20 protein-coding genes are annotated in these 24,787 nt (G+C 45.0%); 14 read left to right on the forward strand and 6 right to left on the reverse strand.

Annotated features, from left to right (window positions below; all coding sequences use genetic code 11):
• Nucleotides 1–108 precede the first annotated feature (108 nt).
• The 5 genes from tkt to OPS25_RS15950 all read left to right on the forward strand — a co-directional run bounded on the left by tkt (nucleotide 109) and on the right by OPS25_RS15950 (nucleotide 6,748).
• A complete protein-coding gene (gene tkt, locus OPS25_RS13300; protein ID WP_265618257.1) occupies nucleotides 109–2,100 on the forward strand; it encodes a transketolase in 1,992 nt (663 codons plus the stop codon).
• Between the two features lie 21 nt (nucleotides 2,101–2,121).
• Nucleotides 2,122–3,132: an erythrose-4-phosphate dehydrogenase gene (gene epd, locus OPS25_RS13305; RefSeq protein ID WP_265618259.1), complete on the forward strand. Its 1,011-nt coding sequence runs from the start codon at nucleotides 2,122–2,124 to the stop codon at nucleotides 3,130–3,132.
• A 26-nt stretch (nucleotides 3,133–3,158) separates the two neighbouring features.
• Nucleotides 3,159–4,334, forward strand: a complete 1,176-nt coding sequence (locus tag OPS25_RS13310; RefSeq protein ID WP_265618260.1) for a phosphoglycerate kinase — start codon at nucleotides 3,159–3,161, stop codon at nucleotides 4,332–4,334.
• A 110-nt stretch (nucleotides 4,335–4,444) separates the two neighbouring features.
• Nucleotides 4,445–5,344, forward strand: a complete 900-nt coding sequence (locus tag OPS25_RS13315) for a fructose bisphosphate aldolase (RefSeq protein ID WP_265618262.1) — start codon at nucleotides 4,445–4,447, stop codon at nucleotides 5,342–5,344.
• 243 nt (nucleotides 5,345–5,587) lie between these two features.
• On the forward strand, nucleotides 5,588–6,748 hold the full coding sequence (locus tag OPS25_RS15950) for a GGDEF domain-containing protein (protein WP_265618263.1): 1,161 nt from the start codon (nucleotides 5,588–5,590) through the stop codon (nucleotides 6,746–6,748).
• A gap of 11 nt (nucleotides 6,749–6,759) precedes the next feature.
• On the opposite strand, the gene ppx is transcribed toward OPS25_RS15950, so the two are convergent.
• From ppx to OPS25_RS13335, 3 genes are all read right to left on the reverse strand, one after another.
• Nucleotides 6,760–8,301, reverse strand: coding sequence for an exopolyphosphatase (gene ppx / locus OPS25_RS13325; RefSeq protein WP_265618265.1), 1,542 nt, complete (start codon nucleotides 8,299–8,301; stop codon nucleotides 6,760–6,762).
• Nucleotides 8,298–10,373, reverse strand: a complete 2,076-nt coding sequence (gene ppk1, locus OPS25_RS13330) for a polyphosphate kinase 1 (protein WP_265618266.1) — start codon at nucleotides 10,371–10,373, stop codon at nucleotides 8,298–8,300. The genes ppx and ppk1 overlap by 4 nt, the downstream gene beginning before the upstream one ends.
• Nucleotides 10,374–10,463: 90 nt before the next feature.
• Nucleotides 10,464–10,970, reverse strand: coding sequence for a glycine cleavage system protein R (locus OPS25_RS13335; RefSeq protein WP_265618267.1), 507 nt, complete (start codon nucleotides 10,968–10,970; stop codon nucleotides 10,464–10,466).
• A 167-nt stretch (nucleotides 10,971–11,137) separates the two neighbouring features.
• Between OPS25_RS13335 and OPS25_RS13340 the strand changes: the two genes are divergently transcribed.
• The 6 genes from OPS25_RS13340 (at nucleotide 11,138) to OPS25_RS13365 (ending at nucleotide 17,899) form a co-directional block, all read left to right on the forward strand.
• A complete protein-coding gene (locus OPS25_RS13340; RefSeq protein ID WP_265618268.1) occupies nucleotides 11,138–11,872 on the forward strand; it encodes a class I SAM-dependent methyltransferase in 735 nt (244 codons plus the stop codon).
• 143 nt (nucleotides 11,873–12,015) lie between these two features.
• Entirely contained in the window at nucleotides 12,016–14,679 is a 2,664-nt protein-coding gene (locus tag OPS25_RS13345; RefSeq protein ID WP_265618269.1) for an ATP-binding protein, read from the forward strand.
• 82 nt (nucleotides 14,680–14,761) lie between these two features.
• Nucleotides 14,762–15,670 (forward strand): hydrogen peroxide-inducible genes activator, encoded by a 909-nt coding sequence (locus tag OPS25_RS13350; RefSeq protein WP_265618270.1) that lies wholly within the window; start codon nucleotides 14,762–14,764, stop codon nucleotides 15,668–15,670.
• A 94-nt stretch (nucleotides 15,671–15,764) separates the two neighbouring features.
• Nucleotides 15,765–16,307 carry an RNA polymerase sigma factor gene (locus OPS25_RS13355; protein ID WP_265618271.1) on the forward strand — a complete coding sequence of 181 codons (543 nt, stop codon included), beginning with the start codon at nucleotides 15,765–15,767 and terminating at the stop codon, nucleotides 16,305–16,307.
• Nucleotides 16,300–16,974: an anti-sigma factor family protein gene (locus OPS25_RS13360; protein ID WP_265618273.1), complete on the forward strand. Its 675-nt coding sequence runs from the start codon at nucleotides 16,300–16,302 to the stop codon at nucleotides 16,972–16,974. The genes OPS25_RS13355 and OPS25_RS13360 overlap by 8 nt, the downstream gene beginning before the upstream one ends.
• Complete coding sequence (locus OPS25_RS13365; RefSeq protein WP_265618274.1) at nucleotides 16,967–17,899, forward strand: hypothetical protein; 933 nt, start codon at nucleotides 16,967–16,969, stop codon at nucleotides 17,897–17,899. The genes OPS25_RS13360 and OPS25_RS13365 overlap by 8 nt, the downstream gene beginning before the upstream one ends.
• 512 nt (nucleotides 17,900–18,411) lie before the next feature.
• On the opposite strand, the gene OPS25_RS13370 is transcribed toward OPS25_RS13365, so the two are convergent.
• Both OPS25_RS13370 and hppD read right to left on the reverse strand, forming a co-directional pair.
• Nucleotides 18,412–18,960, reverse strand: a complete 549-nt coding sequence (locus OPS25_RS13370) for a VOC family protein (RefSeq protein ID WP_265618276.1) — start codon at nucleotides 18,958–18,960, stop codon at nucleotides 18,412–18,414.
• Complete coding sequence (gene hppD / locus OPS25_RS13375) at nucleotides 18,960–20,048, reverse strand: 4-hydroxyphenylpyruvate dioxygenase (protein ID WP_265618277.1); 1,089 nt, start codon at nucleotides 20,046–20,048, stop codon at nucleotides 18,960–18,962. The genes OPS25_RS13370 and hppD overlap by 1 nt, the downstream gene beginning before the upstream one ends.
• A gap of 175 nt (nucleotides 20,049–20,223) precedes the next feature.
• On the opposite strand from hppD, the gene OPS25_RS13380 reads away from it, so the two are divergent.
• Nucleotides 20,224–20,685: a MarR family winged helix-turn-helix transcriptional regulator gene (locus OPS25_RS13380; protein ID WP_265618278.1), complete on the forward strand. Its 462-nt coding sequence runs from the start codon at nucleotides 20,224–20,226 to the stop codon at nucleotides 20,683–20,685.
• Between the two features lie 421 nt (nucleotides 20,686–21,106).
• On the opposite strand, the gene OPS25_RS13385 is transcribed toward OPS25_RS13380, so the two are convergent.
• Nucleotides 21,107–22,519: an undecaprenyl-phosphate glucose phosphotransferase gene (locus OPS25_RS13385; RefSeq protein WP_407080243.1), complete on the reverse strand. Its 1,413-nt coding sequence runs from the start codon at nucleotides 22,517–22,519 to the stop codon at nucleotides 21,107–21,109.
• Between the two features lie 477 nt (nucleotides 22,520–22,996).
• Between OPS25_RS13385 and OPS25_RS13390 the strand changes: the two genes are divergently transcribed.
• Nucleotides 22,997–24,196, forward strand: a complete 1,200-nt coding sequence (locus OPS25_RS13390; protein WP_265618280.1) for an outer membrane beta-barrel protein — start codon at nucleotides 22,997–22,999, stop codon at nucleotides 24,194–24,196.
• Nucleotides 24,197–24,234: 38 nt separating this feature from the next.
• On the forward strand, nucleotides 24,235–24,741 hold the full coding sequence (locus tag OPS25_RS13395; protein WP_407080244.1) for a polysaccharide biosynthesis/export family protein: 507 nt from the start codon (nucleotides 24,235–24,237) through the stop codon (nucleotides 24,739–24,741).
• Nucleotides 24,742–24,787: the final 46 nt, after the last annotated feature.

Here is a 24,787-nt window from a genome sequence, read left to right on the forward strand (position 1 = left end):
GTCTCAATTTTACTGACACCCAGAGTCCGCAATCAAAGCAAGCTTAGGTGCTTACTTGTCGATATGCAAAATTGATGCTCTGACGCTACTCAAAATTCAGGAGATAACATGCCCACTCGTCGTGAACTTGCCAATGCTATACGCGCTTTAAGTATGGATGCTGTCCAACAAGCTAATTCCGGTCACCCCGGAGCGCCGATGGGTATGGCTGATATTGCACAGGTGCTATGGTGCGATTATATGTCACACAACCCGGTCAACCCTGAATGGGCTAACCGAGACCGTTTCGTTTTATCGAATGGGCATGGTTCGATGCTGCTTTATTCGTTGCTGCACCTAACGGGTTACGATCTGGCGTTAGAAGAATTAAAGAATTTCCGTCAGTTGCATTCAAAAACCCCAGGGCACCCTGAATATGGCTACGCACCCGGCATCGAAACCACGACCGGCCCGCTTGGGCAGGGCATTAGCAATGCGGTAGGGATGGCAATAGCTGAAAAAGTACTGGCGGCACAATTTAATCGCCAAGGCCATGATATTATTGATCATTACACCTATGCCTTTATGGGCGATGGGTGTTTGATGGAAGGGATCTCCCATGAAAGTTGTTCATTAGCGGGAACCCTAGGTTTAGGAAAATTGATCGCATTTTGGGATGACAATGGCATCTCAATAGATGGGGAAGTGGAAGGATGGTTTACTGACGATACACCTAAGCGGTTTGAATCCTATGGCTGGCAGGTAATTCGTCATGTGGACGGACATGATCCAGAACAAATTCGTAACGCCATAGACGAAGCTCGCGCCAATACTAGCCAACCTACCTTGATCTGCACTAAAACCATTATCGGTTTCGGGGCCCCGAATAAACAGGGTACGGAATCTTGTCACGGCGCTCCTTTAGGTGACGATGAAATTAAAGCTGCGCGCGAAGAGCTGGGATGGACATATGGTAAATTCGAAGTTCCTCAGGATGTCTATGCAGAATGGAGTGCAAAAGAAAAGGGCCAGCACGCTGAACAAAACTGGAATGAGGCATTTTCTGCCTATGAAAAAGAGCATCCAGCGTTAGCCAAAGAGTTAAGCCGCCGCTTAAGCGGGGAGCTGCCGGTTGATTTTGCTGAGAAAGCAGATGAATTTATAGCCAAACTACAAAGCAACCCTGAAAAAGTGGCCACGCGTAAAGCCTCACAAAATGCCTTAAATGCGTATGGCCCCATTTTGCCAGAATTGTTAGGGGGGTCTGCTGATTTGGCCGGGTCTAACCTGACTATCTGGTCAGATAGCAAAGGCGTGACAGCCGAGGATGCCAGCGGCAACTATGTGTATTATGGTGTGCGTGAATTTGGTATGTCCGCCATAATGAATGGCATTATGCTACATGGTGGCTTCCGACCTTATGGCGCCACCTTTTTGATGTTTATGGAATATGCGCGCAACGCGGTGCGAATGGCTGCGCTGATGCGTATTCCGGTGTTATTTGTGTATACCCATGATTCCATCGGTTTGGGTGAAGATGGGCCTACGCACCAGGCAGTTGAGCAACTTGTGGCCTTACGGTCAACGCCTAATCTGGACAACTGGCGTCCCTGTGATCAGGTTGAATCCGCCGTCGCATGGAAAGCGTCGCTTGAACGTAAAGATGGCCCCTCAACATTAATTTTCACCCGCCAAGGAGTGCCTCAGCAAGAGCGAACGACAGCACAACTGAAGCTGATTGAACGTGGCGGTTACATTCTAAAAGACTGTAGCGCCACGCCTGACATCATTTTGTTAGCCACCGGTTCTGAAGTATCCCTGGCCGTTGAAGCCGCTGAGACACTTAGTGCGAAAGGGAAAAATGTGCGCGTAGTTTCGATGCCGTCCACTGACGTATTTGACCGACAGGACGCTGAATATAAAGAGTCTGTATTACCGCTTGCGGTAACTAAACGCGTGGCTGTGGAAGCTTTGGCGAAAGACAGCTGGTATAAGTATGTGGGATTGCAAGGGGCAGTCATCGGCATGGACACCTTCGGTGAATCCGCTCCAGCGGGAGACTTATTTAAACATTTTAATATCACTGCAGATGCCGTGGTTGCCGCTGCACTTGATCTGTAATTACTAAGTAGTAGTCAAAAAATGGTAAAAATAGCCATTAATGGCTTCGGCCGCATCGGTCGAAATGTTCTGCGGGCGCTTTTTGAAAGCGGCCGCAGTGATGAAATTGAGATCGTCGCCATTAACGATATTGCCAAGCCAGAAGGTATTGCACATTTATTGAAATACGATACCGCCCATGGCCGGTTCGGTTACGAAGTGCGCTTAGATAAGGGTGATCTGCTAGTCGATGGCAAACCTATAAGGTTGTTAGCTCAGCCACATATTGAATTGTTACCTTGGGATGAGTTGGCAGTCGATATTGTTCTGGAGTGCACAGGCGTGCATAGCGATCGCGCGGCAGGGTTAGCCCATTTGGCAGCTGGAGCGGGCAAAGTGCTTTATTCACAGCCCGGTAGCAATGATCTGGATAACACTATCATTTTTGGCAGCAACGAACATACCTTGACGGCAGCGCATAAACTGGTATCAAACGGCTCGTGCACGACCAATTGCATTGTACCTGTCATTCAGGCGTTAGACGATGCCTTTGGTGTGCTAAGCGGCACTATCACGACGATTCATGCGTCAATGCATGATCAGCAGGTTATTGATGCTTACCATGATGATTTGCGCCTGACCCGTGCAGCCAGCCAATCCATTATTCCAGTGGATACTAGGTTAGCCAGAGGCATTGAGCGGATTCTGCCTAAGTTCGCTGGAAAGTTTGAGGCCATCGCGGTACGCGTGCCGACTATTAATGTTACCGCAATGGATTTAAGCGTTTCTCTGGCCACTGAAGTGACAATTAAAGAGATTAATAGTGCATTAAAGGCCGTTCGTAAAGGGCGACTAGCGGGCATCTTAGATTACACCGAAGAACCTTTGGTATCGGTCGATTTTAATCACAATCCACATTCGTGCATTGTGGATGGTACCCAAACCCGGGTCAGTCACCGCCAGTTGGTTAAAACGCTGGTGTGGTGTGACAATGAGTGGGGCTTTGCTAATCGTATGCTTGATACCGCATTAGCAATGCATACCGCAAGCTAACAAGTTTGAGAAAATAAGGAATTAACATGGCAATACCCAGCATGCATGAATTTTCACTTGAAGGAAAACGGGTTCTTATCCGTCAGGATCTCAACGTGCCCGTGAAGAATGGTAAAGTCACGTCCGATGCACGTATCGAGGCATCTATTCCTACTATTAAAGCGGCCTTGGATGCGAATGCTGCGGTTATGATCATGTCCCATCTTGGCCGCCCTGAAGAAGGTCAGCCTGAGGATGAGTACTCACTGCAACCGGTAGTAGATTATTTAATTGAAGCGCTGGATGTGCCGGTAAAACTGGTTAAAGATTATCTGGGTGGATTATCAGTCTCCCCTGGCGAATTGGTCGTATTAGAAAATGTTCGTTTCAATAAAGGCGAGAAAAAAGACGACGAAGGTCTGGCAAAACAATATGCGTCGCTGTGCGATATTTTTGTTATGGATGCATTTGGCACCGCCCATCGCGCGCAAGCCTCAACACATGGGGTAGCCAAGTTTGCACCCAAAGCTTGCGCTGGGCCGCTACTTGCGGCCGAATTAGATGCCCTGTCAAAAGCACTGGATAATCCTGCTCGACCTATGGTTGCGATCGTGGGCGGTTCTAAGGTGTCCACCAAATTAACCGTGCTAAAAACCCTGGCCACTAAGGTTGACCAACTCATTGTTGGGGGCGGTATCGCCAACACGTTTATCGCAGCCAAGGGTCACAATGTGGGCAACTCGTTGGTGGAAATGGATTTAATCGACGAAGCAAAACGCCTGATGGACGAAGCGAAAGCCAACAATGCGGATATCCCCGTGCCGACGGACGTAGTAGTAGGGAAAAAATTTGCAGAAGATGCAGAGGCAACTTTAAAATCTGTAGAGGATATTGCTAGCGATGATATGGTGTTTGATATTGGACCTGATTCTGCCTCCAGCCTGGTAGAGATACTGAAAAATGCAGGCACCATCGTCTGGAACGGTCCGGTAGGCGTATTCGAATTCGACCAGTTCGCAGACGGAACCAAGGCAATTGCTAATGCTATTGCCGAAAGTGCTGCATTCTCTATTGCGGGAGGGGGAGATACGTTAGCGGCGGTGGATAAGTATAATATTGCTGATAAAGTGTCGTATATCTCCACCGGAGGCGGTGCTTTTTTAGAGTTTTTGGAAGGTAAAACCTTGCCCGCAGTAGCCATATTAGAAGAAAAAAATAAATAAGGTTGCCGCGAAAGTTATACTCTGACTCAACATCAAAAAGGGGTCGGAGTCATTTAAATCCCTACATCTGCACATATGGCAGAATATTAAAATCGAAAGGAGTGATGCACATGGCTTCACAAGCTCAACAAGCTATGCTGGATAAAATGAAAACGCAGAAAGGCTTTATCGCTGCGTTAGATCAAAGTGGTGGTAGTACACCAAAAGCACTTCGTTTGTACGGTATCGATGAATCAGCTTATAGTGGTGATGAAGAGATGTTTAACATGGTGCATCAAATGCGCACCAGAATTATCACCAGCGACGCATTTAGCGGTGAACGTGTATTAGGCGCTATTTTATTTGAAAATACCCTAGATCGAGAAATCGAAGGCATGCCATCAGCGCAATATCTTTGGCAGAAAAAGCGTGTTGTGCCTTTCTTAAAAGTAGACAAGGGGCTGGCTGATGAAGCGAATGGCGTACAGTTGATGAAGCCTATGCCAGGATTAGCTGAATTGCTTAAAAAGGCCAACGCGCAAGACGTGTTCGGTACTAAAATGCGTTCTGTTGTTAAGACGGCAAACCACCAAGGTATCAAAGCCGTGGTTGAGCAGCAGTTTGAAGTAGGTAAACAGATTATTGCCGCTGGTCTGGTGCCGATAATTGAACCTGAGGTGGATATCAACAGCCCCCAAAAAGCCGAAGCCGAAGCGCTGTTAAAAATCGAAATTTTGACTCAGCTTAATTTATTACAAGAAGGGCAGGAGGTGATGTTAAAACTGACCCTTCCTAATGAAGCTAATTTTTATAAAGAGCTTATTGATCATCCTCGTGTGATCAAGGTAGTTGCACTTTCTGGAGGCTACAGCCGTGATGAGGCGAATGAAAAACTTGCCCAAAACAAAGACATGATCGCGAGCTTCTCACGTGCGTTGACCGAAGGTATTTCTGCTCAGCAATCCAAAGAAGAGTTTGAATCGACGCTAGATACCTCTATCGAAAACATCTATCAAGCATCGATTGCCTAGAAGAAGCTATCTACTCACAGAATCACTGTAAATCTTTTCAGGTCGACACCTTGGTGTCGATCTTTAAGATGTCTGACCAGTTAGTTGAACCCCTATGGACTTTCCATTATAATTTGCCCGCACATTTCCAATAATGCACGAGCGGATCTTGTGGAATAAAGGTCCTAGTATTTACTTCATACCACACGTAGTTACCCAAAGCGCCAAGCGAGGCACTTTGCAGAAGTGGTCGGGGTACTCTCGGTGAGCAGTTTCCAGTTACACATTTTTCAAATTTCCCTATTGGGATTGATGACCCTCGTAGGCATGTTGTTTACCTTCATGCTTCCCATGCCATCACAAAAGCATAAGGCACGTTCTGCCTACTATGCACGATTATTTTTAATTACGATGTGGGCGGGCCAAGCCAGCCTGTCACTTCATTATTTACAACTTCCCCTTGTCGGGATAGTAGGCCACGCTTTTTTTATCACCTTAAGCGCGTATTTACTCTTTATTACTGTAGTTAAACGTTACGGTCATGCGCTGCGCATTCAAATGTTGTCAGGTATCGTCGCGCACCTGTTGGCGATAGTTATTTTGAGCCTTACTACTCACCTATTCAAACTCAATTCAATGCTGGGAGATGCGATACTATTAGCCAGTGTTGCCACACCCCTGGTATTCACTTTCCGTTATATTCAACTACAGGGCGGCGTGAAAAATCCCGGTGACCGCGTGCTGATTGCTGTGGTACTTTCTGCCTTATCCGCCATACTGGTGGGGGCTCCCTTATATTGGATGTGGTTTACCCCCAACGAATTGCAACAAACGTTAGTGAGTTTTAGTCTCTATATAGTCATGATGTTGACATTTATGCTGGGCTTTGCGGTAAGTATCATGCATTCGTTGGTGTCGCGATTGAAATATAAGATTTACCAGGATCCCCTTACTAACTGTAAAAACCGCCATTTTTTTTATGAAATGGCGCCTAAGCTCCTCGCCCATGCGAAACGTAATAACGAGCAGATGTCGGTGGTTATTTGTGACATAGATCATTTTAAGTCTATTAACGATAAATTCGGTCATATGGCCGGGGACCGTGCTCTTCAACAGATTGCAAAAACACTATCCACTGAGCTACGTGATGAAGATTCACTCATTAGAATGGGGGGAGAGGAGTTTCTAATTCTGTCCCCTAAGTGCGATTTAGACCAGGCTGAAGCGTTTGCAGAGCGGCTGCGGCATAGCATTGAAGCCCAACCCTTAGACTTGAGTGGGGCAAATATTTCGCTTACGGCTTCGTTCGGAGTTGTAGAGATTCACTCAGACAAAGATATTTATCATGGCTTAAAAGCAGCGGATTCAGCCATGTATAAAGCCAAGTCAGCAGGGCGGAATCAGGTTATTACGGTTAACGCGTAAAGGATAAAGCGCTATTTAATCATTAAGGTGAGATCAAGCACCTGCCAATACTGTTGCTCTTGTTCAAGGTCCGCAGCGATGATAGGGCGATGTACAAACCAGTGCTGGGGAAACTGTAACGTACAGCTTGTTTTTCCAGCGCTAATATCGATTTCAGGCAGGTAGTTCAGCTGTCGTTTTATATTTAAAATAACGGCCAGACGCAGCAGCACAATAAGCTTGCAAACTAGCTCGCTGTCATATTGATTAAATTCCCCGAAATCTTGTGCGCGTATTTTTTTTCTATGATTGCCTACGAGGGTGGCTAGAAGTTCCTGTTGCTCCTGGGTAAAACCTGGCATATCAGCGTTGGCGAGGATATACGCGGAGTGTCGTTGTACTCCGCGCGAATTTATTTGCAAGCCTACTTCATGTAACAACGCAGCCCATCCCAACATACTTTTATATTCAGACCCTTTTAATTTCCAGCTGTTTGCGCAGGCGTCAAATAACGTCATCGCCGTATTGAAAACCAGGTTTGCCTGTGCGGTATCGACGTCGTAACGGGATGCCAGACTCGTCGCGGTTCGCGCGCGGATATCCTGGTGATGCATGGTATCTTCCATTTCGTAAATAACACCTTCACGGAGCGCAGCAGATGAATACAGCAAATTTTCTATTTTCAACGTTTTAAAAATACCGATAAGTATCGCTAAGCCGGCGGCAATCACAGGTTTTCTATCTTCACTTAAACCGGCAAACGATAACTTGTCGGCCTGCCCACACTCAACAAACCGCTTCATCAGGTTTTTTAAACTTTTTAACGTTACCGGGATATCGTGTCCATTTGGACGCTCAATCTGGGCCAGCCGAAACAGTGTTTTGATCGTGCCGGACGTGCCAATACATAATTCCCAGCCCATTGCCTGATATTTCCCTTCAATTAACTCCAGTTCCTGTTCAGCACTGGTGATAGCCTTTTCAAAAGCCTTTCCATTAAGTTCTCCATTAGCAAAAAAACGTCGCGTGTAGCTGACACACCCCATTTGAATACTACGACAAAGCTTTGGTTCAAACCCTTCACCAATCACAAATTCGGTAGAGCCGCCCCCAATATCGATAACCAGCCTTTTACCTTCATGGTGATGAGTATGCGCCACGCCCGAATAAATCAAGCGCGCCTCTTCGGTACCAGAAATTACTTCGATGGGGTAGGGGATGACGGCTTTGGCTGCTTTAATAAATTGTTTAGCGTTAGCGGCCTTGCGCAGAGTATGGGTAGCGACAATCCTTACACTATCAGGTTCAAAACCTTGCAGCGTATCGGCAGCAATGCGCAGCATTGCCAGACCCCGCTCGATAGCTTCAGGCGACAGCACGTCGTTTTCATCTAATCCCTGCGCCAGCCGTACTTTCTGTTTCACTGTATGTAAGATTTGTACTGAACCTGCCACAATGCGAGCGACGACTAAGTGAAAACTATTCGAACCAATATCTAATGCGGCCACTTTAGTGACTTCTCTTAATTCCGCCTCTTCAAAGGCAGTACTTTGCGAAACCTTTTGTTTGTTCACTCAGAGCCTTCTTCACCGGTTTTCAGGTAGTCATAAATGGCTTCCTGAGAACGGATTTTCTTGCGGTTACCGCGGTGCACATATTGGTTAACCTGGTCTTTGTCAATGATGCGTGCTTTGAGGGTGTCTTTGAACTGCAGCTCAATAATATCTACCAGTTGTTGTTGTAGCCGTTTGTCATAGATTGGACAACCCACTTCTATTCGATTATCCATATTACGAGTCATCCAGTCAGCGGAAGAAATAAAAACTTTGCGCTCGCCTCCTCCTGCAAAAATCATCACCCGCGGGTGTTCAAGAAAACGATCGACGATAGAGATAATTTGTATGTTATCGCTCAAGCCTTTGATACCGGGTACTAACGAACACATTCCACGAATGATCGCGCGAATTTTAACCCCCGCCTGACTGGCGCGGTAGAGATCATCAATTAACGCTTTATCCACCAGATTATTTATCTTAATCGTTATCCCAGCTTTAGCACCCTCCTTCACGTGCTGAATTTCCTGACGAATAAGCGACTGGATTTTAGTGCGCGCGTTTAAAGGCGAAATTTGCAGGTGTTGAAACTTATAGCGCCGATATGGGTATTGAATTAAATCAAACACACCTACCGCTTCTTCGGCTAAATCCTGATTACGCGTGAACAGGCTAAAGTCAGTGTAAATTTTAGCAGTTTTCTCGTTAAAGTTTCCGGTGCCAAAATGGGCGTAATGTACCATCGAACCCCGCTCTTCTCGTGAAACCACGCACACCTTACTGTGTATTTTTAACGTCGGTACGCCCAAAATAACGCGAATGCCCGCATCCGTCATTTGTTTAGACCACTCGATATTGGCCTCTTCGTCAAAGCGTGCGCGAAGTTCGACCACTACGGTCACTTTTTTGCCATTATCTACGGCATCTATTAATGAGTTGATAATGCGTGAGTTGGAGGCCACTCGATAAATATTGATCCGAATCGTCTTCACGTTGGGGTCAAAAGCCGCCTGGCGGACAAATTCGGTGAAATGTAAAAAGCGATGGTAAGGGTAGTATAACAGTACATCGTGGGCGGTAATCGCATCAAAAATAGTATTAAAACGGGAAAAAATACGACTGTTCAGTGCAGGGATCGGGGGGTGTTCAAGATACTGTCTGCCGACGTTAGGAAACCCGATAAAATCTTTAAAGTTGCGATAATGACCTGCGGCGTGCATGGTATCCAGCGAAGTGATTTTGAGTCGTTTGCGCAGGTCTGACACCATATCTTTGGGCATCGATTGGTCGTGGATCACGCGTACGGGTTCTGCAATGAGTCGTTGCTTCATACTCTCCGACATTTTTTCGACGTAACTTTCATCGATTTCATCGTTTATGTAATACTCAGCATCGCGGGTCATCTTAAAAGAAAAGGCTTCCAGGGAGTCAAATTTGACGAAGCCTCTGAATATCTCAGCCAGACACAACTGGATGATGTCATCGAGCAAAATAATGTGTTTTTTCTTGCGGCTTTTTTCAGGGGGAATGAGCACAAAACGTGACATTTCCGTTGTGGGTACCTGCACCGCAGCAAAGCGCGGATTCCTGCCTTTACGCCTGATTGCCACGTACAGGTAAACAGCGGTGCCGTTTAAGCGACTTAAGAGATCCGTTTTTTTATCTATCAGGATGGGCGCAATATGTCGCAGTACCTTATTGACAAAAAAATTGCGCACCCAGGTTTTTTGATAATCGTTTAAATCATCTTTGCGTAATATGTGAATATGATAACGTGCCAGAGATTTTAAAACATCTTTGTGAATGTCATTAAATTTAGCCGATAACTCAACGACCTTGGTTTGAATCTGCTCCATCAGCAATATTTTCTGTTCAGCTTCCATGTCATTGCCATCGTTTTGCGCGATGGTAATTTGGCGTTTCACATCGGCTGCTCTGACTCGGAAAAATTCGTCCAGGTTATTTGAATAAATCCCCAAAAAACGTAGTCGTTCTACCGCGGGAGTGCTCCGATCAGCTGCTTCCTGCAGGACGCGCTCGTTAAAAGATAACCAGCTAAGCTCTTTGGGATAATATAATTCGATGGGGTCCATATTTTCTTATAATGTGTTGATGAAACGAATATCAACAAAACCAAGCCCCTGCCGCTGGCATGACTTCTTTGTGACACTGCTAGTTTCCACTCAGTTGGCGTTAGCAATATCTACGACCAGATCGTTAGAGCGGTTCTCTAACGCCGCTTGCAGCGCCGCTTCATCAAAGTTATCCGGAACCGAAATGACTGCGCGAGCTTTAAACATTAAACTCCCCCAGGCAGGAGCGCTTTCGCAGCGGGATTCGAAAGATATAATATTCAAATTGAATTGATTAAATACGCTGGTCAACTCTTGTACAATTCCCTGCTTATCATTCCCCATTACATCTACGGTGAGTGTATTGGCAAATTCTGTCGGGGCACTAGCCACAGAGATAGAATGGACATCCAGCTCAGGAATTTTACTCACCGATGAAACCAGTTCATCGACATTTTCTTCACTAACCTGAACCTCGACAAAACCTGTGAACATGCCAGCCATATGTGCAAAACTACTTGAAAGCCAATTTCCATTGCGCTGGTATACGTTTTTGGCTATGGAATCAACAATGCCTGGCTTGTCTTTTCCAATTACCGTAATAATGAGTGACTGCATAGTTTTCCTTTGATAACAAGTAACCTAAGTGATATTTCAAAGATAGATGGGTTATGCCTAATTTTAAAGATGCGTTATTGATTTGATAGCAGAAAAAATTTTTTTGGTGCACAATATTTGTTCAGCCTTGGTTCGAAAATGTCACCACATTTAGGAAGGGAATAAAAATGAAGAACTTGCCAGCTGTTTCAGACGAAAACTGTATGAAGGATTACCCTGAGATCCGGGCAAATGAACGAGATAGGTTGCTGCAGTACGTACGCATACGTCCTCACTCGAATGTGTTGGATATTCAAGCTGCTGGTGGTTATTTGTCTGACAAGGTTTACCGTAATCTGCAAGGGCAGGTAACCTGTTATTGTCTTGAGCCAAGTGATATTCATCGGGCGCGCTTAAAGTCATACCATGTTGCCGTAAACGATGAAGTAGAATGCTTTCCGCAAATTGCTACTGAATCGATGGACGTTGCAATCGGTCTGGCTGGTTTACACCATAGCGATTGTCATCAATCTACTCTAAACGAGGCGTACCGCTCGTTAAAATCAGGGGGCCAACTGGCTATCTGTGATGTGGTAGTTGGTTCAAATATAGCGCGCTGGTTAAACGAATATGTAGATGCCCATTCGGCCTCTGGCCATAAGGGCGTGTTTATAGAGGAAACCAGCCTGCGAGCCCAGTTAGTGAAAGCGGGTTTTAGCAACGTTCGTTTATCTCACGATGATGTTCCCTGGGTTTTCCCATCTATGTCGGTATTTGTAAACTTTTTTAAAGGACTCTTTGGCTTAGAGACCTCACTACACGAAATCGAAAACGCAATTTTTGATTATTTCACTCCCCAAATTCATGCCGAACAGGTTATATTGCCGTGGCGTCTGCTCTATGCAACCGGCCTGAAAACGTAAAAACTATCGTCTTTAGAATTTCGAATAGTCAGCTATTCGTGTTAGTCTGTTTCGCATTTTATTTCGTTTAATATAAGTCGCAGCTGGCGCAGCACTCGCTGCTTAATAGACATCACAATATGACATTGACCAGGATATAATGAATGCAGCAGGAACAACCGCAATTTGCTTTTGATAAATGTGAAAACGAGCCGATCCACATTCCAGAAAGCATTCAGAGCTACGGCTTTTTAATTGCGTTCAATATCACGGATAAACGTGTCGCTATCATCAGCGAAAATGTTGACAGTTTATTTAAGGCTGACGAATCCATTATAGGAGAGGACTTCTTAAGCTTACTGCGTCCAGAAACGGAAGAAAAATCATTTTTGGAACTTACCCTTAAGCGGGTCCAGGAAAATAAAATTCGCCTGCCAATTCGCCTGACTCTTAATGAATCCTTGCTGGCCCCTGATGCAGATATAGAATACCTGGCCGTTGTTTACAGCAGTGGTGAACACTTTGTGGTGGAGTTAGAGCCTTCGACTGAGTTTCGCGATACTTACAGTGCAGAACAATTCATCAAGCTTTACGCGATGAGTATTGCCCCGCGCTTTAAACACCTTACCTCCCTGAAAGAAATGGCGCAGGAGATGGTGGCGACGATCCGCTTTCTCACTAATATGGACAGAGTGGTTCTGTACAAATTCAATGAAGATTTTTCAGGTAAAGTCATTGCTGAGGCCAAAGCGGATGATATTGATTCTTATCAGGATCTGTACTTTCCGGCATCCGACATACCCGCACAAGCTCGGGAACTGTATAAAACCAACTGGGTTCGTTTAACGCCAGACACCGAACTCGATGCATCGCGGTTGATACCCTCCATTGAAAAAACCGGCCGCGAGCCACTTGATCTGACACGTTCCCTGTTACGCCGTTTTTCACCTATCCACTTGCAATATATTCGTAACCAGGGGCTTCGCGCATCGTTTAGCGTTTCTTTGGTAACTGATGGCGAGCTTTACGGCATGATTTCCTGCCATCACCGAGAACCATGTTACATTCCACAGGATGTACGTTTGCAGTGTGAGAATTTAAGCCAGTTATTTTCCTGGCACTTATTAGCGAAAGAACAGGAAATTGCGAAAGCAAAAAAAACAAACATTGAGCGCGCGGTTGACGAAATGCTGGATAAGATTGGACCGTCAAATCCAATCGGTCGGGTAGTCAAAAGTGGTGAAAAAGCGTTTCTAGATGCCATGAATTGTGATGGGTTCATTTACTTTTCGCAGTACGAAACCATTACGCTGGGTAAAACCCTGCCAATTGATTTAGTTAAAACAATTTTTTCTGCAGCCAGTCGTGCAGATGCCTTCCCCTATACCAATGATAATCTTTCAGAAACCTGGCCGGAAGTGAAGGAACATGGTTTAGCAGGGATTATGATAATTCCTTTATTTGAGAAAAAGCGCTATTTCACAGCCTGGTTTCGTAAAGAATCCGTGAGGGTTCAAAAGTGGATTGGGGCCGAAAACGAGAAATCCGAAGATGCGCCTAAAGAAGAGCGTTTAAAACCGCGCACCTCCTTTGCCATTCATGAAAGGAAAATAATTAACCACTCAGCGCCCTTTGATAGTGCTGATATCGACACTGCCTACCGATTAAACCGGATGTTTTTAGTGTACGCATTGGATGTGCAGGAGCGCATGCACATCAGCATTCAGGAGCTGGAAAAACAAGACCAGTATCGAAACGAATTTTTAGCCACGCTTGCTCACGAATTGCGTAACCCGCTAGGACCGATTATGTCGGGCGCCAGTATTTTAGAATCCACTGATGATGAGGCAACCAAAAAAAGGGTCAGTGCGATCATCAGTCGCCAGGCAGAGTATATGTCTAAGCTGGTCAATGACCTGATGGACGTATCTCGCATCACCCAAGGCAAAGTGAAGTTGGAGTTCGAACGGCTGAATATACAAGATATCATCGCCGAATCACTGGAAATGGTCAATCAGCATATTAAGTCAAAAAATCACGATGTGAGTGTAAAGTATCTTGAAGACGGGGTGCCCGTTTTTGGTGATCGAGCTCGCTTAAGTCAGATTTTTTCAAATATTATTCACAACGCGGCGAAATATACTGACGAAAACGGAAAAATCTCTATTAGCGTCAAACAGGAAGCCAGTTTAGTCGTCGTCCGCATTACCGATAGTGGACTGGGAATTCCCCACGAGCGATTGTCTGATGTATTTAATATGTTTACCCAGATTGAAGCACATTCAACCCATACCAAAGGTGGGCTGGGTATTGGATTAACATTAGTTAGTAAACTAGTCGCCCTTCATCACGGAAGCATTTCTGTAGAAAGTGAAGGGGAAGGAAAGGGCAGTACCTTTGAAATTCGTCTGCCTGTTTCGCAATCTGCCTATGAGCAGACAACATACACGGTGGGGGAGCACAAAACGGTGGCACAAAAAAAAGTAATGTTTGTTGATGATAACGCAGACCTGGTGGATACCTATTGTTTATTGTGCGAAGCCATTGGTTTTGAAACCTGCGGGGTATCCGAGCCAAAAGAAGCGGTTGCTGCCTTTAAAACGTTTAAACCAGACTGCGTGTTCCTCGATATTGGCATGCCAGAACTGGATGGTTATGAACTATGTAAGCTGTTAAAGGTATTACCCGAAGCCCAAGGCGTAAAATTTTATTCGCAAAGCGGCTGGGGGAGTGACAAATACATTGAAGAATCTAAAGCTGCAGGATTTGATGCACATTATGTAAAGCCACTTACCAAAGACACTTTGGAATCGATATTAGCGAAATAAAGGGACGAGCAAGATAAGGTTATTGAGGTTTTTAATCTGTATGCTAGATTAAAAAGGTCTTTTCTAATCATAAGAATTAACTATGAAATGGCCTAACCTCAAACACCTGCATTATTTGGTAACCCTGCACCAAGAACAAAACTTTCATAAGGCCGCTCAACGTTGTAACGTAAGCCAGTCAACGCTGAGCACGGCAATTCAAAACTTAGAAGATCATTTTGGCTCGCAGTTGTTGGAACGCGAGCATAAAACCTTTGTATTTACTTCGTTAGGACTCGACGTAGTCGATAAAAGTAAAATGCTGTTGCAGGACGCAAGTGAACTGATTGATTTTGCCCAAAACGCAGGCCAATGGGACAGTGGTGCCGTCAAGTTAGGCGTTATTCCTACCATCGCCCCATTTCTCTTTGAGGGTATGCTGGGTGGCTTCAAAACTTTCCTTCCCAAACTTAGCGTAGAGTTGCAGGAGGACACCACCGACAACTTGTTGCAACAGCTGACCGATGGCGAATTGGATTTGCTGATCTTAGCGCTTCCTATAGAAACACCTGGGTGCAAACAGATGATTCTCGGCCATGATCCTTTTCACCTTATCGCCCACCGCGAATTAGCCGCCACCTTACCTGACCCTCTGGATATACAACTATTACCAAAGCGCAGTATTTTTTTATTACAACAAGAACATTGCATGACGGGTCATGCTGTGAGTGCCTGTGGCTTGCAGCATCGAGAGCAAGTCAGTAATTTGGCGGCAAGCAGTCTGTATACATTGGTAAAGTTAGCTAACAGCAAACTGGGCTATACTTTTTTACCAGAATTAGCGCTAAACCAACAAATTCTCGATAATACCAAGCTAGTCGCAATGCCAGCCGAACAAGGCGCATGGCGCGAAATCGGGCTGGTATGGCGTGCAGGCACAACGCGCATGCAACTGTTCCGCCGAATTGGTGAAATTGTAGCCCCCTTATTACCTCTCCCCATCCTGGGATAAAATTTTTTAATTTATAGCAAACTTTTTTATGCAATGGCTCGACATTAATCGGTAAGCAGTGACAACTCAATAACAATAATGAAGAGGACACAAGGTGTTCGAAAAACGGGACGAACAACTGGTTGCAAAAGCGCGTAATGGCGATAAAAAAGCGTGGTTTACATTAATCCAGCGTTACGAGCAGCCAATTTATCAATATGGCATAAGAATGACCGGCAATACGCATGACGCCGCCGATCTTATGCAGGACATTTTCGTGTCGGTGTTTAAAAGTCTTTCGAACTATCGGGGAGAAGGGGCCTTTAGAGGATGGTTGTTCAAGATTGCGCATTATCGTTGTATGGAATTTTATCGCCGTAAACGTCCGCAGCAATCTTTGGATGAATGTCCAGAGCAGATATCCGAAGAGGATACACCAGAAATTGGAATGTTATCAGATGAATCGAGCAAACAGGTGTTAAAAGCAATGCAAAAGTTATCCGTGGCTCAAAAGGCGGTGGTAGAGCTTAAATTTTTTCATCATTTCACGTTTGATGAAATTGCCCAGCAGCTAGGACTTTCTTCCAATACGGTTAAATCCAGACTGTATAGCGCGTTAAACAAGTTAAAACTGGATTTGGAGGTGGAAAATGCATAATCCCGAGTACGAATCACTTATCACTAAATGGTTGGATGGTGAGCTGTCTGTCGAGGAAAGACAACGCTTTGAACAACTTTGCTTAGAGGATGATGAGTTTGCCGCACAAGTGGAAACAGCCAATCAGTTTACTTTAGCTGCCGAGCAATTTGAGCAGGCTCCTGTCCCTGCCTGGAACAAAGAAGCAACGTATTTTGATTTACAATCTAACGCACCATGGTGGCAGTTCCAATGGCTGCCGGTCGCTTCAATGGCTATGTCTGCAGCGGCCATGGTGATGGTGTTATCCGGGTTTCATGTGCAAGTGAATGATGGCCAGATGACGCTAGGCTTCAATCGAGGGATAAGTGAAAAAGACATTAATCAAATGGTGGCGAGTCGTTTGGATGAATATAAAGAGTCCAATCAATTACTGCTAACCCAATACATGGACGCCATGGCCAAACAGCAGCAGGAAAATGGCGCTCAGCTAACCCAATATCTACTGTCTTCAAGCAGACAGGAACGAAGAGAAGATTTTGCCGAGTTGGTTAAATTTATCAACCAACAACGTAGTGACGATCAGCACTTTTATGCTCGTCAAATTAATAACCTTGAACAGGAAATTGATGCAATAGGCAGTACCTATTCTGGCCTGGGCAGACCTTTGGAGACAACTCATGAATAAGTTAAAACGTAATTCAATCGCCGCCCTTATGCTGGCCACCAGTTTCGGCTTTGTAGGGGCGAGCCAAGCGGCTTCAAAAAATTATGTTGAATTAAACAAAGAAATAGAAATTATGACGGGGGTTTTGGATACCGCTTTAAAACAAAGCAGTGGCGAACGCAGCATTCGTTACCGTTCACTTGATGCTACCTATTTGGCTGAGCAGGGGGTGGTGTACACCGTCTCGACTCGTAGTACTGGGATAGGCTTACTAAGTGGGTTGAGGGATATTTTTATCAGCGTACCTGACGCGCCTGCGCCACCAGATGTATTTATTTCAGGAGAGGATGGGATAGAAATCGATTTTGATCACGATTGGGAAAGTTTTGCCGAAGAAACCGTTCACCATTTTGAAGAAGCCTTCCGAGAGCAACGCGAAGAGATGCGCGAGTTGCGCAGTAAAGAGAGAGAACTGGCGTGGGAGCAGCGAGAACTAGAACGTGAGCACCGAGATTTGAAATTTGAATTGCGGCAGGCTGATCGCGAAAGAGAACAGGAGCTAAAAGAAGAGCTGCAAGGCGTGGAACAGAAAATGAAACAATTTGAGCAGCGAAAACAGGAGTTAACGAAACAAGCGCAGGAAATTGAACAGGAACAAAAACAAAAGCTTAACAAGCGAAAAGAAGCACAGCAAAAAGCTTACAAGCAATTTTTGGCAAACTTTGAATCGAATATAGGTGATGCATTATGTCGCTTCGGAAATGGTTTACGTGGATTACCAGAGAGTGAAAATGTTAGCTTTGTTCTGAAGGACTTCAGCCGCAACGATAATAATCAGTTATTGGATCGTGTGTACGTCTTCTCACAGGATAAAATTAAAAGTTGCGTCAGGGAAAAGATTAACTCCTCACAGTTGCTTTCGTCTGCTTCTGTGTATGATTTTTAACAACTCGTTTGATGCTTAAAAGCTCCAGCTTAAATCATCGACTGACCTTAGGATAAGGTCAGTCAAAACACCCTCATCATTTCCAGACTCGTAGCAGAACTAAAAAACCGTCATTTCTACGCAAGTGGGAATCTCCACACTAGAGAGGACAGTATGAAAGTGGCGTGTAATTTTATGTGGTGAGAAATGAGCTCCTTCGCCTCTGCGGAGGATGACGAATGAGGCGGAGGATGATGGATGGGGCGGAGGATGACGACTTGGCGCGGAGGTTTCCCCCTGTAAGAACCATCACATAGGTAACATTTAAATGTCACCACATAGGTAACACATTAGGTTGGCCGTATCACTCGGCCAACACGCTCATCCACGATACCTAATGGATGGTTGTAGAAGTATAGTTGCCATTGGTCGTTGCCCACCGGTTTCTCGAATGCGCTAGTCTAGTGAAAACAAAAAAAGCCACAGTTGCTCGCGCAAATGTGGCTTTAAAAAAGATTATACTAAGTCAGTTGTTAACTGTTTGCCCCAGAAAAATCACCGCCGCTATGCAACCAGTCGGCATGTTTTGGTGCTTGTTTGGTCTTAGACCACTCTTCAAGCATATCGGGTGCCACCCGCTTTAATTCTTCCAGCATGCCAGGTTTCGCAGTATTCGCTGCTAACTCAATGCGATGCCCATTGGGGTCGAAGAAATAAATAGACTTGAAAATTGTGTGATCCGTAGGCCCCAATACTTTAATGCCATTGCTTTCTAACTTTTCTTTAGCAGCCAGCAATTCGTCCATGCTTTCTACTTCAAAGGCAATATGTTGAACCCACGCTGGGGTATTGGTATCACGACCCATTTCAGGAGAGTTAGGAATTTCGAAGAACGCCAACACATTTCCCATCCCCGCATCTAAAAATACATGCATGTAAGGATCCGGCTCCTTCGTAGAAGGAACTTCGTTTTCCGCAATCGCTAACTGAAAGTCCATTCCTAACAGATCACGATAGAAAGTGACCGTCTCTTTGGCATCTTTACAGCGATATGCCACATGATGAATACGTTTAATCGCCATTAAGCAACCTCGTCTTTTTTCTTGATAACACCACGGTTTAACTGATCGCGCTCAATTGACTCGAACAACGCTTTAAAGTTACCTTCGCCAAAGCCTTCGTCTTCTTTACGCTGGATGAATTCAAAGAAAACCGGCCCCAGCATATTTTCAGAAAAAATCTGTAGCAATAGACGTGGTTTGCCACCTTCGGTCGTGCCATCAAGCAGAATGCCGCGCGATTTTAGTTCTTCGGTGGGTTCACCATGGCCCGGTAAACGTTCTTCCAGCATGTCATAATAGGTTTCTGGCGGAGCTGTCATGAACTTCATGCCGCGTTTTTTCAGGCGATCCCAGCACTCGAGGAGGTTATCACATGAAAACGCGATATGCTGAATGCCTTCCCCGTTGTACTTCATTAAATATTCTTCAATCTGACCACCACCACCGGCGGCTTCTTCATTCAGAGGAATGCGGATCTTTCCGTCTGGTGCAGTCATTGCTTTGGATAACAAACCAGTATATTCACCTTTGATATCAAAATAGCGAATTTCACGGAAATTAAATAGTTTGGTGTAATAGTCTGCCCAGTAGTCCATGCGTCCGCGATAGACATTATGGGTAAGATGATCAAGGGTATGGAAACCACAGCCTTCTGGTTTACGATCCACTCCTTCAATCCATTCAAAATCGATATCGTAAATGGTCTCGCCTTCCTTGTAACGGTCTATTAAGTAAAGGGTTGCACCACCGATTCCTTTGATAGCAGGCAAGCGAAGTTCCATTGGACCCGTGTGCACTTCAACAGGCTGAGCACCTTTTTTTAATACTTCTTGATAGGCATAATGGGCATTCTTCACGCGGAAAGCCATTCCACATGCGCCAGCGCCATGTTCCTCAGCATAATAAGCGGCATGACTTTTAGGCTCATAGTTGGTCACAAAATTGATGTCACCTTGACGCCACAATTCCACTTGCTTAGATTTATGCACAGCAACTTTAGTGAAACCCATTGCATCAAATACAGGTTCTAAAATGCCTTTCTCTGGAGCAGAGAACTCCACAAATTCAAATCCATCCAGTCCCATTGGGTTTTCAAATAAATCGGCCATACCGCTCCCCTTTATGTAATTATATGTGTTCACCATAGCCGCCACTGAATAAAAAAGTGTAAGAGTGGCTTATAGCTAATAGTTGCAATACCAACCAATTTAGTTGCAACACCAACTATTGTCAAATATGCTCATCTCCAGGTGTAAAGCGAGTGGAAACATAATAGGACACTGCATGTCTACCGATACTAATGCTTCGATTTTGAAACTTGAGCGTTTTTTGCCTTACCGTTTGTCTATTTTATCAAATAAGGTCAGTAGCTTAGTGGCCGATATTTATAAAGACAAATTTGCCATATCAATAACGGAATGGCGGATAATGGCCGTATTAGGTGAATACCCAGACATCTCTGCCGACGAAATCAGTACCAAAACACAAATTGAAAAATCGATTCTAAGTCGTTCCGTCAGTAGGCTGCTTAAACGAAAGCTTATAGAAAGGGAGTTGGCAGAAGATGACCGGCGACGGTCGGTGATCCGCCTTTCTGCGACGGGAAAATCCGTTTACGATGAGATTGTCCCGCTGTCATATGAGTATGAACGAGCGTTACTTCAATGTTTCAGTCAGCAGGAACAAGCACAGTTCAGCGCGTTAATAGACCAACTTTATGAACATGCTAATTCTCTGCAAGTATAACCGTTCAAAAAATCCGAACGAATATTACGATATTTCAAGATGCTCGGGTATCACTCCTTAACCTAAAATTCTCTCGCATTAACGCAGAAGAATTTTATGCGCAATATTGTGCTTACCTAGAAGTGCAGGAGCACGCAGCGTTCAGTCACTTTTCCGTTAGCGATGGGAATGTATCGGTAAGCACATCTTCAGCATTTACTTGCCAAGAGCATTTGCAGACACTCACAGAGAGTACTGAACTTGAAAACCCTATCGTTTTTACCAGCACAAAGCTCACCTTCGCAATGTCTCAGTTATTTACTCGACTCTCCTAAGTCGGGTATTAATAATTGATGACTGGCTGACAGCAGAATCAGCTCTATACTCGGCGTTCAGTGCAAAAAAAAGGCCCCAAAACTGGGGCCTGAAGAGTGAGAGATAATTAGTACACGTGTTTGCCAGAGAAGCCACCCACAACGGTCTTAAGAATGATTTTCAAATCAAACCACACCGACCATCTGTGCATGTAATCCAAATCGTATTCCACGCGCTTAGCCATTTTGTTAACCGTTTCCGTTTCACCACGCAGGCCGTTGATCTGCGCCCAACCCGTTATCCCAGGGCGAACCTTATGACGTAGCATATAGCCTGTAATCAATTTACGATATTGCTCATTGTGAGCAACCGCGTGTGGGCGTGGTCCTACAATGGACATTCTGCCTTGAAGTACATTAATAAACTGCGGCAACTCATCTAGCGACGTGCGACGTAAGAATGCACCCAATTTGGTAACCCGTGGGTCATTTTTCGTTGCTTGTTTAACTTCCGCGCCATTTTCCTGGGTAGTCATAGAGCGGAATTTATAAACCGTGATTTCCTTACCATCCAATCCGTATCTTTTCTGCTTAAAAATAGCTGGTCCCGGTGAGGTTAATTTAACTGCCGCCGCAATAATCAGCATAGGGATGGCTAAAACTGTCAAAATTGCTGTGCTCACTACCACATCTTCGATACGTTTGAACACGTCGTTAGCACCCTGAAACGGGGTATCATATACACTTAGTGCCTGCACGTTACCCACTGTTTGCCAGCGTGAATTCAATAGTGAATACATGAAGAAGTTAGGGATTAAATACACATTGGCAGTCGTATCGCTGCACTTCTCCAATATGGCCTTAATTCTGTCTTCAGCTGACGTAGGTAACGCGATATAAATATAATCAACTTTATGATTCTTAGCCATTTCAATCGCTTGTTCGATATTACCCTTGATCTGATCCTGGAAGTTTTGCGCGTCGCGGTCTTCAATGCGGTCATCGTAAACCCCTTTGAAGTGAATACCTAACTGGTCGTTTTCGACCATTTGCATCGCCATATTGTAACCCACCTGGTTAGCACCGATAATTATGGCTGTACGAGTATTCATACCACTCTTGCGAACCTTAAACAGAATCTGGCGCATGCCGATTCTCCAGGTTAATAGCAGAATTAGGGACGTTCCAAACCACACCGATACCATTTCAGGAGAAAGTGTTAGGCTGTAGGCGAGGAAATAACCAATAGTCAATGTTGCCACACAACTTACTAACCAAGTCATTGCGCTACAACGAAGCATTGAGGTGGTGTGGCTACTACGCCAGGAACGGTATAAGTCGAATCCTTCAGCAGTTAACTGGAATGTCACCACATTCACAAACAGCAAAATAAGCGCTGTTGTGCTGATACCTAGCTCATAGTAGAACATCGCCAAATAGAAGCAGAAGGTGATCAGGGATAGATCAATCAACCGATATAAAGTAGAAAAACTACTTTGGTAGTAACCCTTAACACCCTTGTCATCGACTTTTTTTGCCATTGTGTTGCTAATTAGCGTCTGACTATTAAGTAAGTTAAATTTCATTTCTCAAGTGCTCCGCGTGGATAAACCAGATAATCCGTGGTCTGGAAAGAAACAAGCATTATTTCCGAAGACTTCCAATTTCATGCTTGGCTTATATGCACGCAACAACTATTCCAATTTTTCAAAGAAACAGATAAAACGCTAAAAATAGGTGTTTGGCAATCAAATTTTTTCATTGAAATTTCAATAGTTACCATTTCATTGCAGAAAATTAATTTTTCAACAACGAAAAACAGCAGCTTTCTATGCGACGTAATGCAGCGAATTTCACTGTACGAAAATTACCCGGCCCTGTAACTTTGGTGTCTGGCATATTATTCGCATGCTTCTTTAAAAATAAACATATAAAAACGTTTCATTCCACATGGCATATTTGTGATAGGCCGTGGAATTAAATGCTTCCAGCTATTAATTGAAATGTGCGGAGATAACATGATAAGACGGACTTCCGGCGTAGTCGCCCTTTCCTTTGTAATTGCTTCACCCGTTATGGCTCAGGATGAGGGTCGTATTCAGCTTGGGAAAGTTGATTTACTTCCTGAACTCAACTCACAGTTCTTGTATATTGATAATGTGACTTATGCGAGTGACGCTGATCCTAACATTTCAAGTTGGGCCAGTATCATTGCTCCGCAATTAAAAGCAGTTACGCGCTTTAGTACGCATGAAATTGGGTTGGCTTACCGCGTCGAGCGTGGTGACTATTTCGATAGTAGTGCTGATAATTACACCGATCACCTGCTGCACTTACAGGGTGATTTCGAATTCGGTAGCCGCCATCGCCTTGATGCTAATGCCACCTATGAAGCAGGTCATGACGAACGTGGACGCAGATATTCAAATGGAAGTGGGAGCTCACTTACCGAAGTGGATACCTGGAAAGAGTCTGGTGTAAACGGTACTTACTCCTTTGGCGCGCTGTCCGCGCGCGGTCGACTGGACCTTAGTGCAGGACATGCTGCTCTGGACTACGACCACAACCTTGGAGCGTATCTTTTTAGAGACAGGGAATACTCCGACCTAAGGGCTGCATTCGCGTATAAAATAGGTGGACAAACACATGCCGTTATTGAAGTGGAATCTACCGATATCACATACGATTTGGCGGCCGATCCCACCAACCCGTTAGATAGCGTTGAGAACAGTATATTGGCAGGAGTAACCTGGCGCTCAAGTGCCACGACCAAAGGCTTCGCCAAAGCGGGTTACAAGCAGAAAAATTTTGACTCTGCTGAGCGAGAAGACTTTTCCGGCGCAGAGTGGGAGGTGGGTATGGTATGGAGTCCGCTTACCTATTCTCACTTCGAAGTCGCGACCAGTGCCGATACGCGTGAAACTAATTCTGATGCCGACTTTATCGAAACCCGGGATTATCGTGCAAGCTGGACCCATGAGTGGGTTGAACGTTTTTCTACCGAAGCGGCGGTAGTTTATTTTCAGGACGAATACATCGGCAGCCCCACTGAACAGCGCACCGATGATGTCAAACGCTTCGATTTATCTGCAGATTATCAATTCAGACGTTGGCTGGCATTGGGTATTTTCTACCAGTTTAGTGATCGCGATAGTGATCGTCAGGAGGTTACTTTCGATAGAAACGTATATGGTGTAAGTGCAAAGGTCACCCTGTAATGCAAATTGTAAAACCTTGTCTGGTGTGGTGCGTTGTGATGCTCTGGGCGTTCGGAGCATTCGCACAGCAAGGTAATCTAAACATGAGTCAATATCGGCTTGGGGTCGGCGATAAAATCTCGATTAGTGTGTTTGGTCAGCCGGATCTTTCCATGGAGACCCGTTTGCCAGACATAGGAAAAATCAATTATCCCTTTTTAGGGGAACTCGAACTAGTTGGATTGACCCTGTCTGAGGTGGAAAATCTGATTTATCAGGGATTAAAAGGAGACTATCTGGTTAACCCGTCGGTAGCGGTTACGATTGTGGAATATCGTCCGTTTTTTATAGATGGAGAAGTCAAGCAACCAGGTGGATACCCGTACCAACCTGGATTATCAGTGAATAAAGCCGCAGCGCTGGCGGGAGGCTACACAGAACGGGCCTCACGGTCAGATATCCAAATCGTTCGTTACCAGAATGGACGGCAAGTCACACTGGAAGTGAGTGTGAGTGAGCTTATTCAACCCGGCGATGTGATCACCGTTCAGCAACGTTTTTTCTAGCCCTGCTTAACATTAGCGGGGCCGCGCAGGCATTCGCAAAATGACG

It is taken from the genome of Alteromonas aquimaris (assembly GCF_026183695.1).
In the GTDB taxonomy this organism is placed as follows: domain Bacteria; phylum Pseudomonadota; class Gammaproteobacteria; order Enterobacterales; family Alteromonadaceae; genus Alteromonas; species Alteromonas aquimaris.

Bases quoted from the DNA above. Each gene is read 5' to 3' on its own strand.
- tkt (WP_265618257.1), top strand. From the start codon at position 109: ATGCCCACTCGTCGTGAACTTGCCAATGCTATACGCGCTTTAAGTATG.
- epd (WP_265618259.1), top strand. From the start codon at position 2,122: ATGGTAAAAATAGCCATTAATGGCTTCGGCCGCATCGGTCGAAATGTT.
- OPS25_RS13310 (WP_265618260.1), top strand. From the start codon at position 3,159: ATGGCAATACCCAGCATGCATGAATTTTCACTTGAAGGAAAACGGGTT.
- OPS25_RS13315 (WP_265618262.1), top strand. From the start codon at position 4,445: ATGGCTTCACAAGCTCAACAAGCTATGCTGGATAAAATGAAAACGCAG.
- ppk1 (WP_265618266.1), bottom strand. From the start codon at position 10,373: ATGGACCCCATCGAATTATATTATCCCAAAGAGCTTAGCTGGTTATCT.
- OPS25_RS13335 (WP_265618267.1), bottom strand. From the start codon at position 10,970: ATGCAGTCACTCATTATTACGGTAATTGGAAAAGACAAGCCAGGCATT.
- OPS25_RS13340 (WP_265618268.1), top strand. From the start codon at position 11,138: ATGAAGAACTTGCCAGCTGTTTCAGACGAAAACTGTATGAAGGATTAC.
- OPS25_RS13345 (WP_265618269.1), top strand. From the start codon at position 12,016: ATGCAGCAGGAACAACCGCAATTTGCTTTTGATAAATGTGAAAACGAG.
- OPS25_RS13350 (WP_265618270.1), top strand. From the start codon at position 14,762: ATGAAATGGCCTAACCTCAAACACCTGCATTATTTGGTAACCCTGCAC.
- OPS25_RS13360 (WP_265618273.1), top strand. From the start codon at position 16,300: ATGCATAATCCCGAGTACGAATCACTTATCACTAAATGGTTGGATGGT.
- OPS25_RS13365 (WP_265618274.1), top strand. From the start codon at position 16,967: ATGAATAAGTTAAAACGTAATTCAATCGCCGCCCTTATGCTGGCCACC.
- OPS25_RS13370 (WP_265618276.1), bottom strand. From the start codon at position 18,960: ATGGCGATTAAACGTATTCATCATGTGGCATATCGCTGTAAAGATGCC.
- hppD (WP_265618277.1), bottom strand. From the start codon at position 20,048: ATGGCCGATTTATTTGAAAACCCAATGGGACTGGATGGATTTGAATTT.
- OPS25_RS13380 (WP_265618278.1), top strand. From the start codon at position 20,224: ATGTCTACCGATACTAATGCTTCGATTTTGAAACTTGAGCGTTTTTTG.
- OPS25_RS13385 (WP_407080243.1), bottom strand. From the start codon at position 22,519: ATGGCAAAAAAAGTCGATGACAAGGGTGTTAAGGGTTACTACCAAAGT.
- OPS25_RS13390 (WP_265618280.1), top strand. From the start codon at position 22,997: ATGATAAGACGGACTTCCGGCGTAGTCGCCCTTTCCTTTGTAATTGCT.
- OPS25_RS13395 (WP_407080244.1), top strand. From the start codon at position 24,235: ATGCTCTGGGCGTTCGGAGCATTCGCACAGCAAGGTAATCTAAACATG.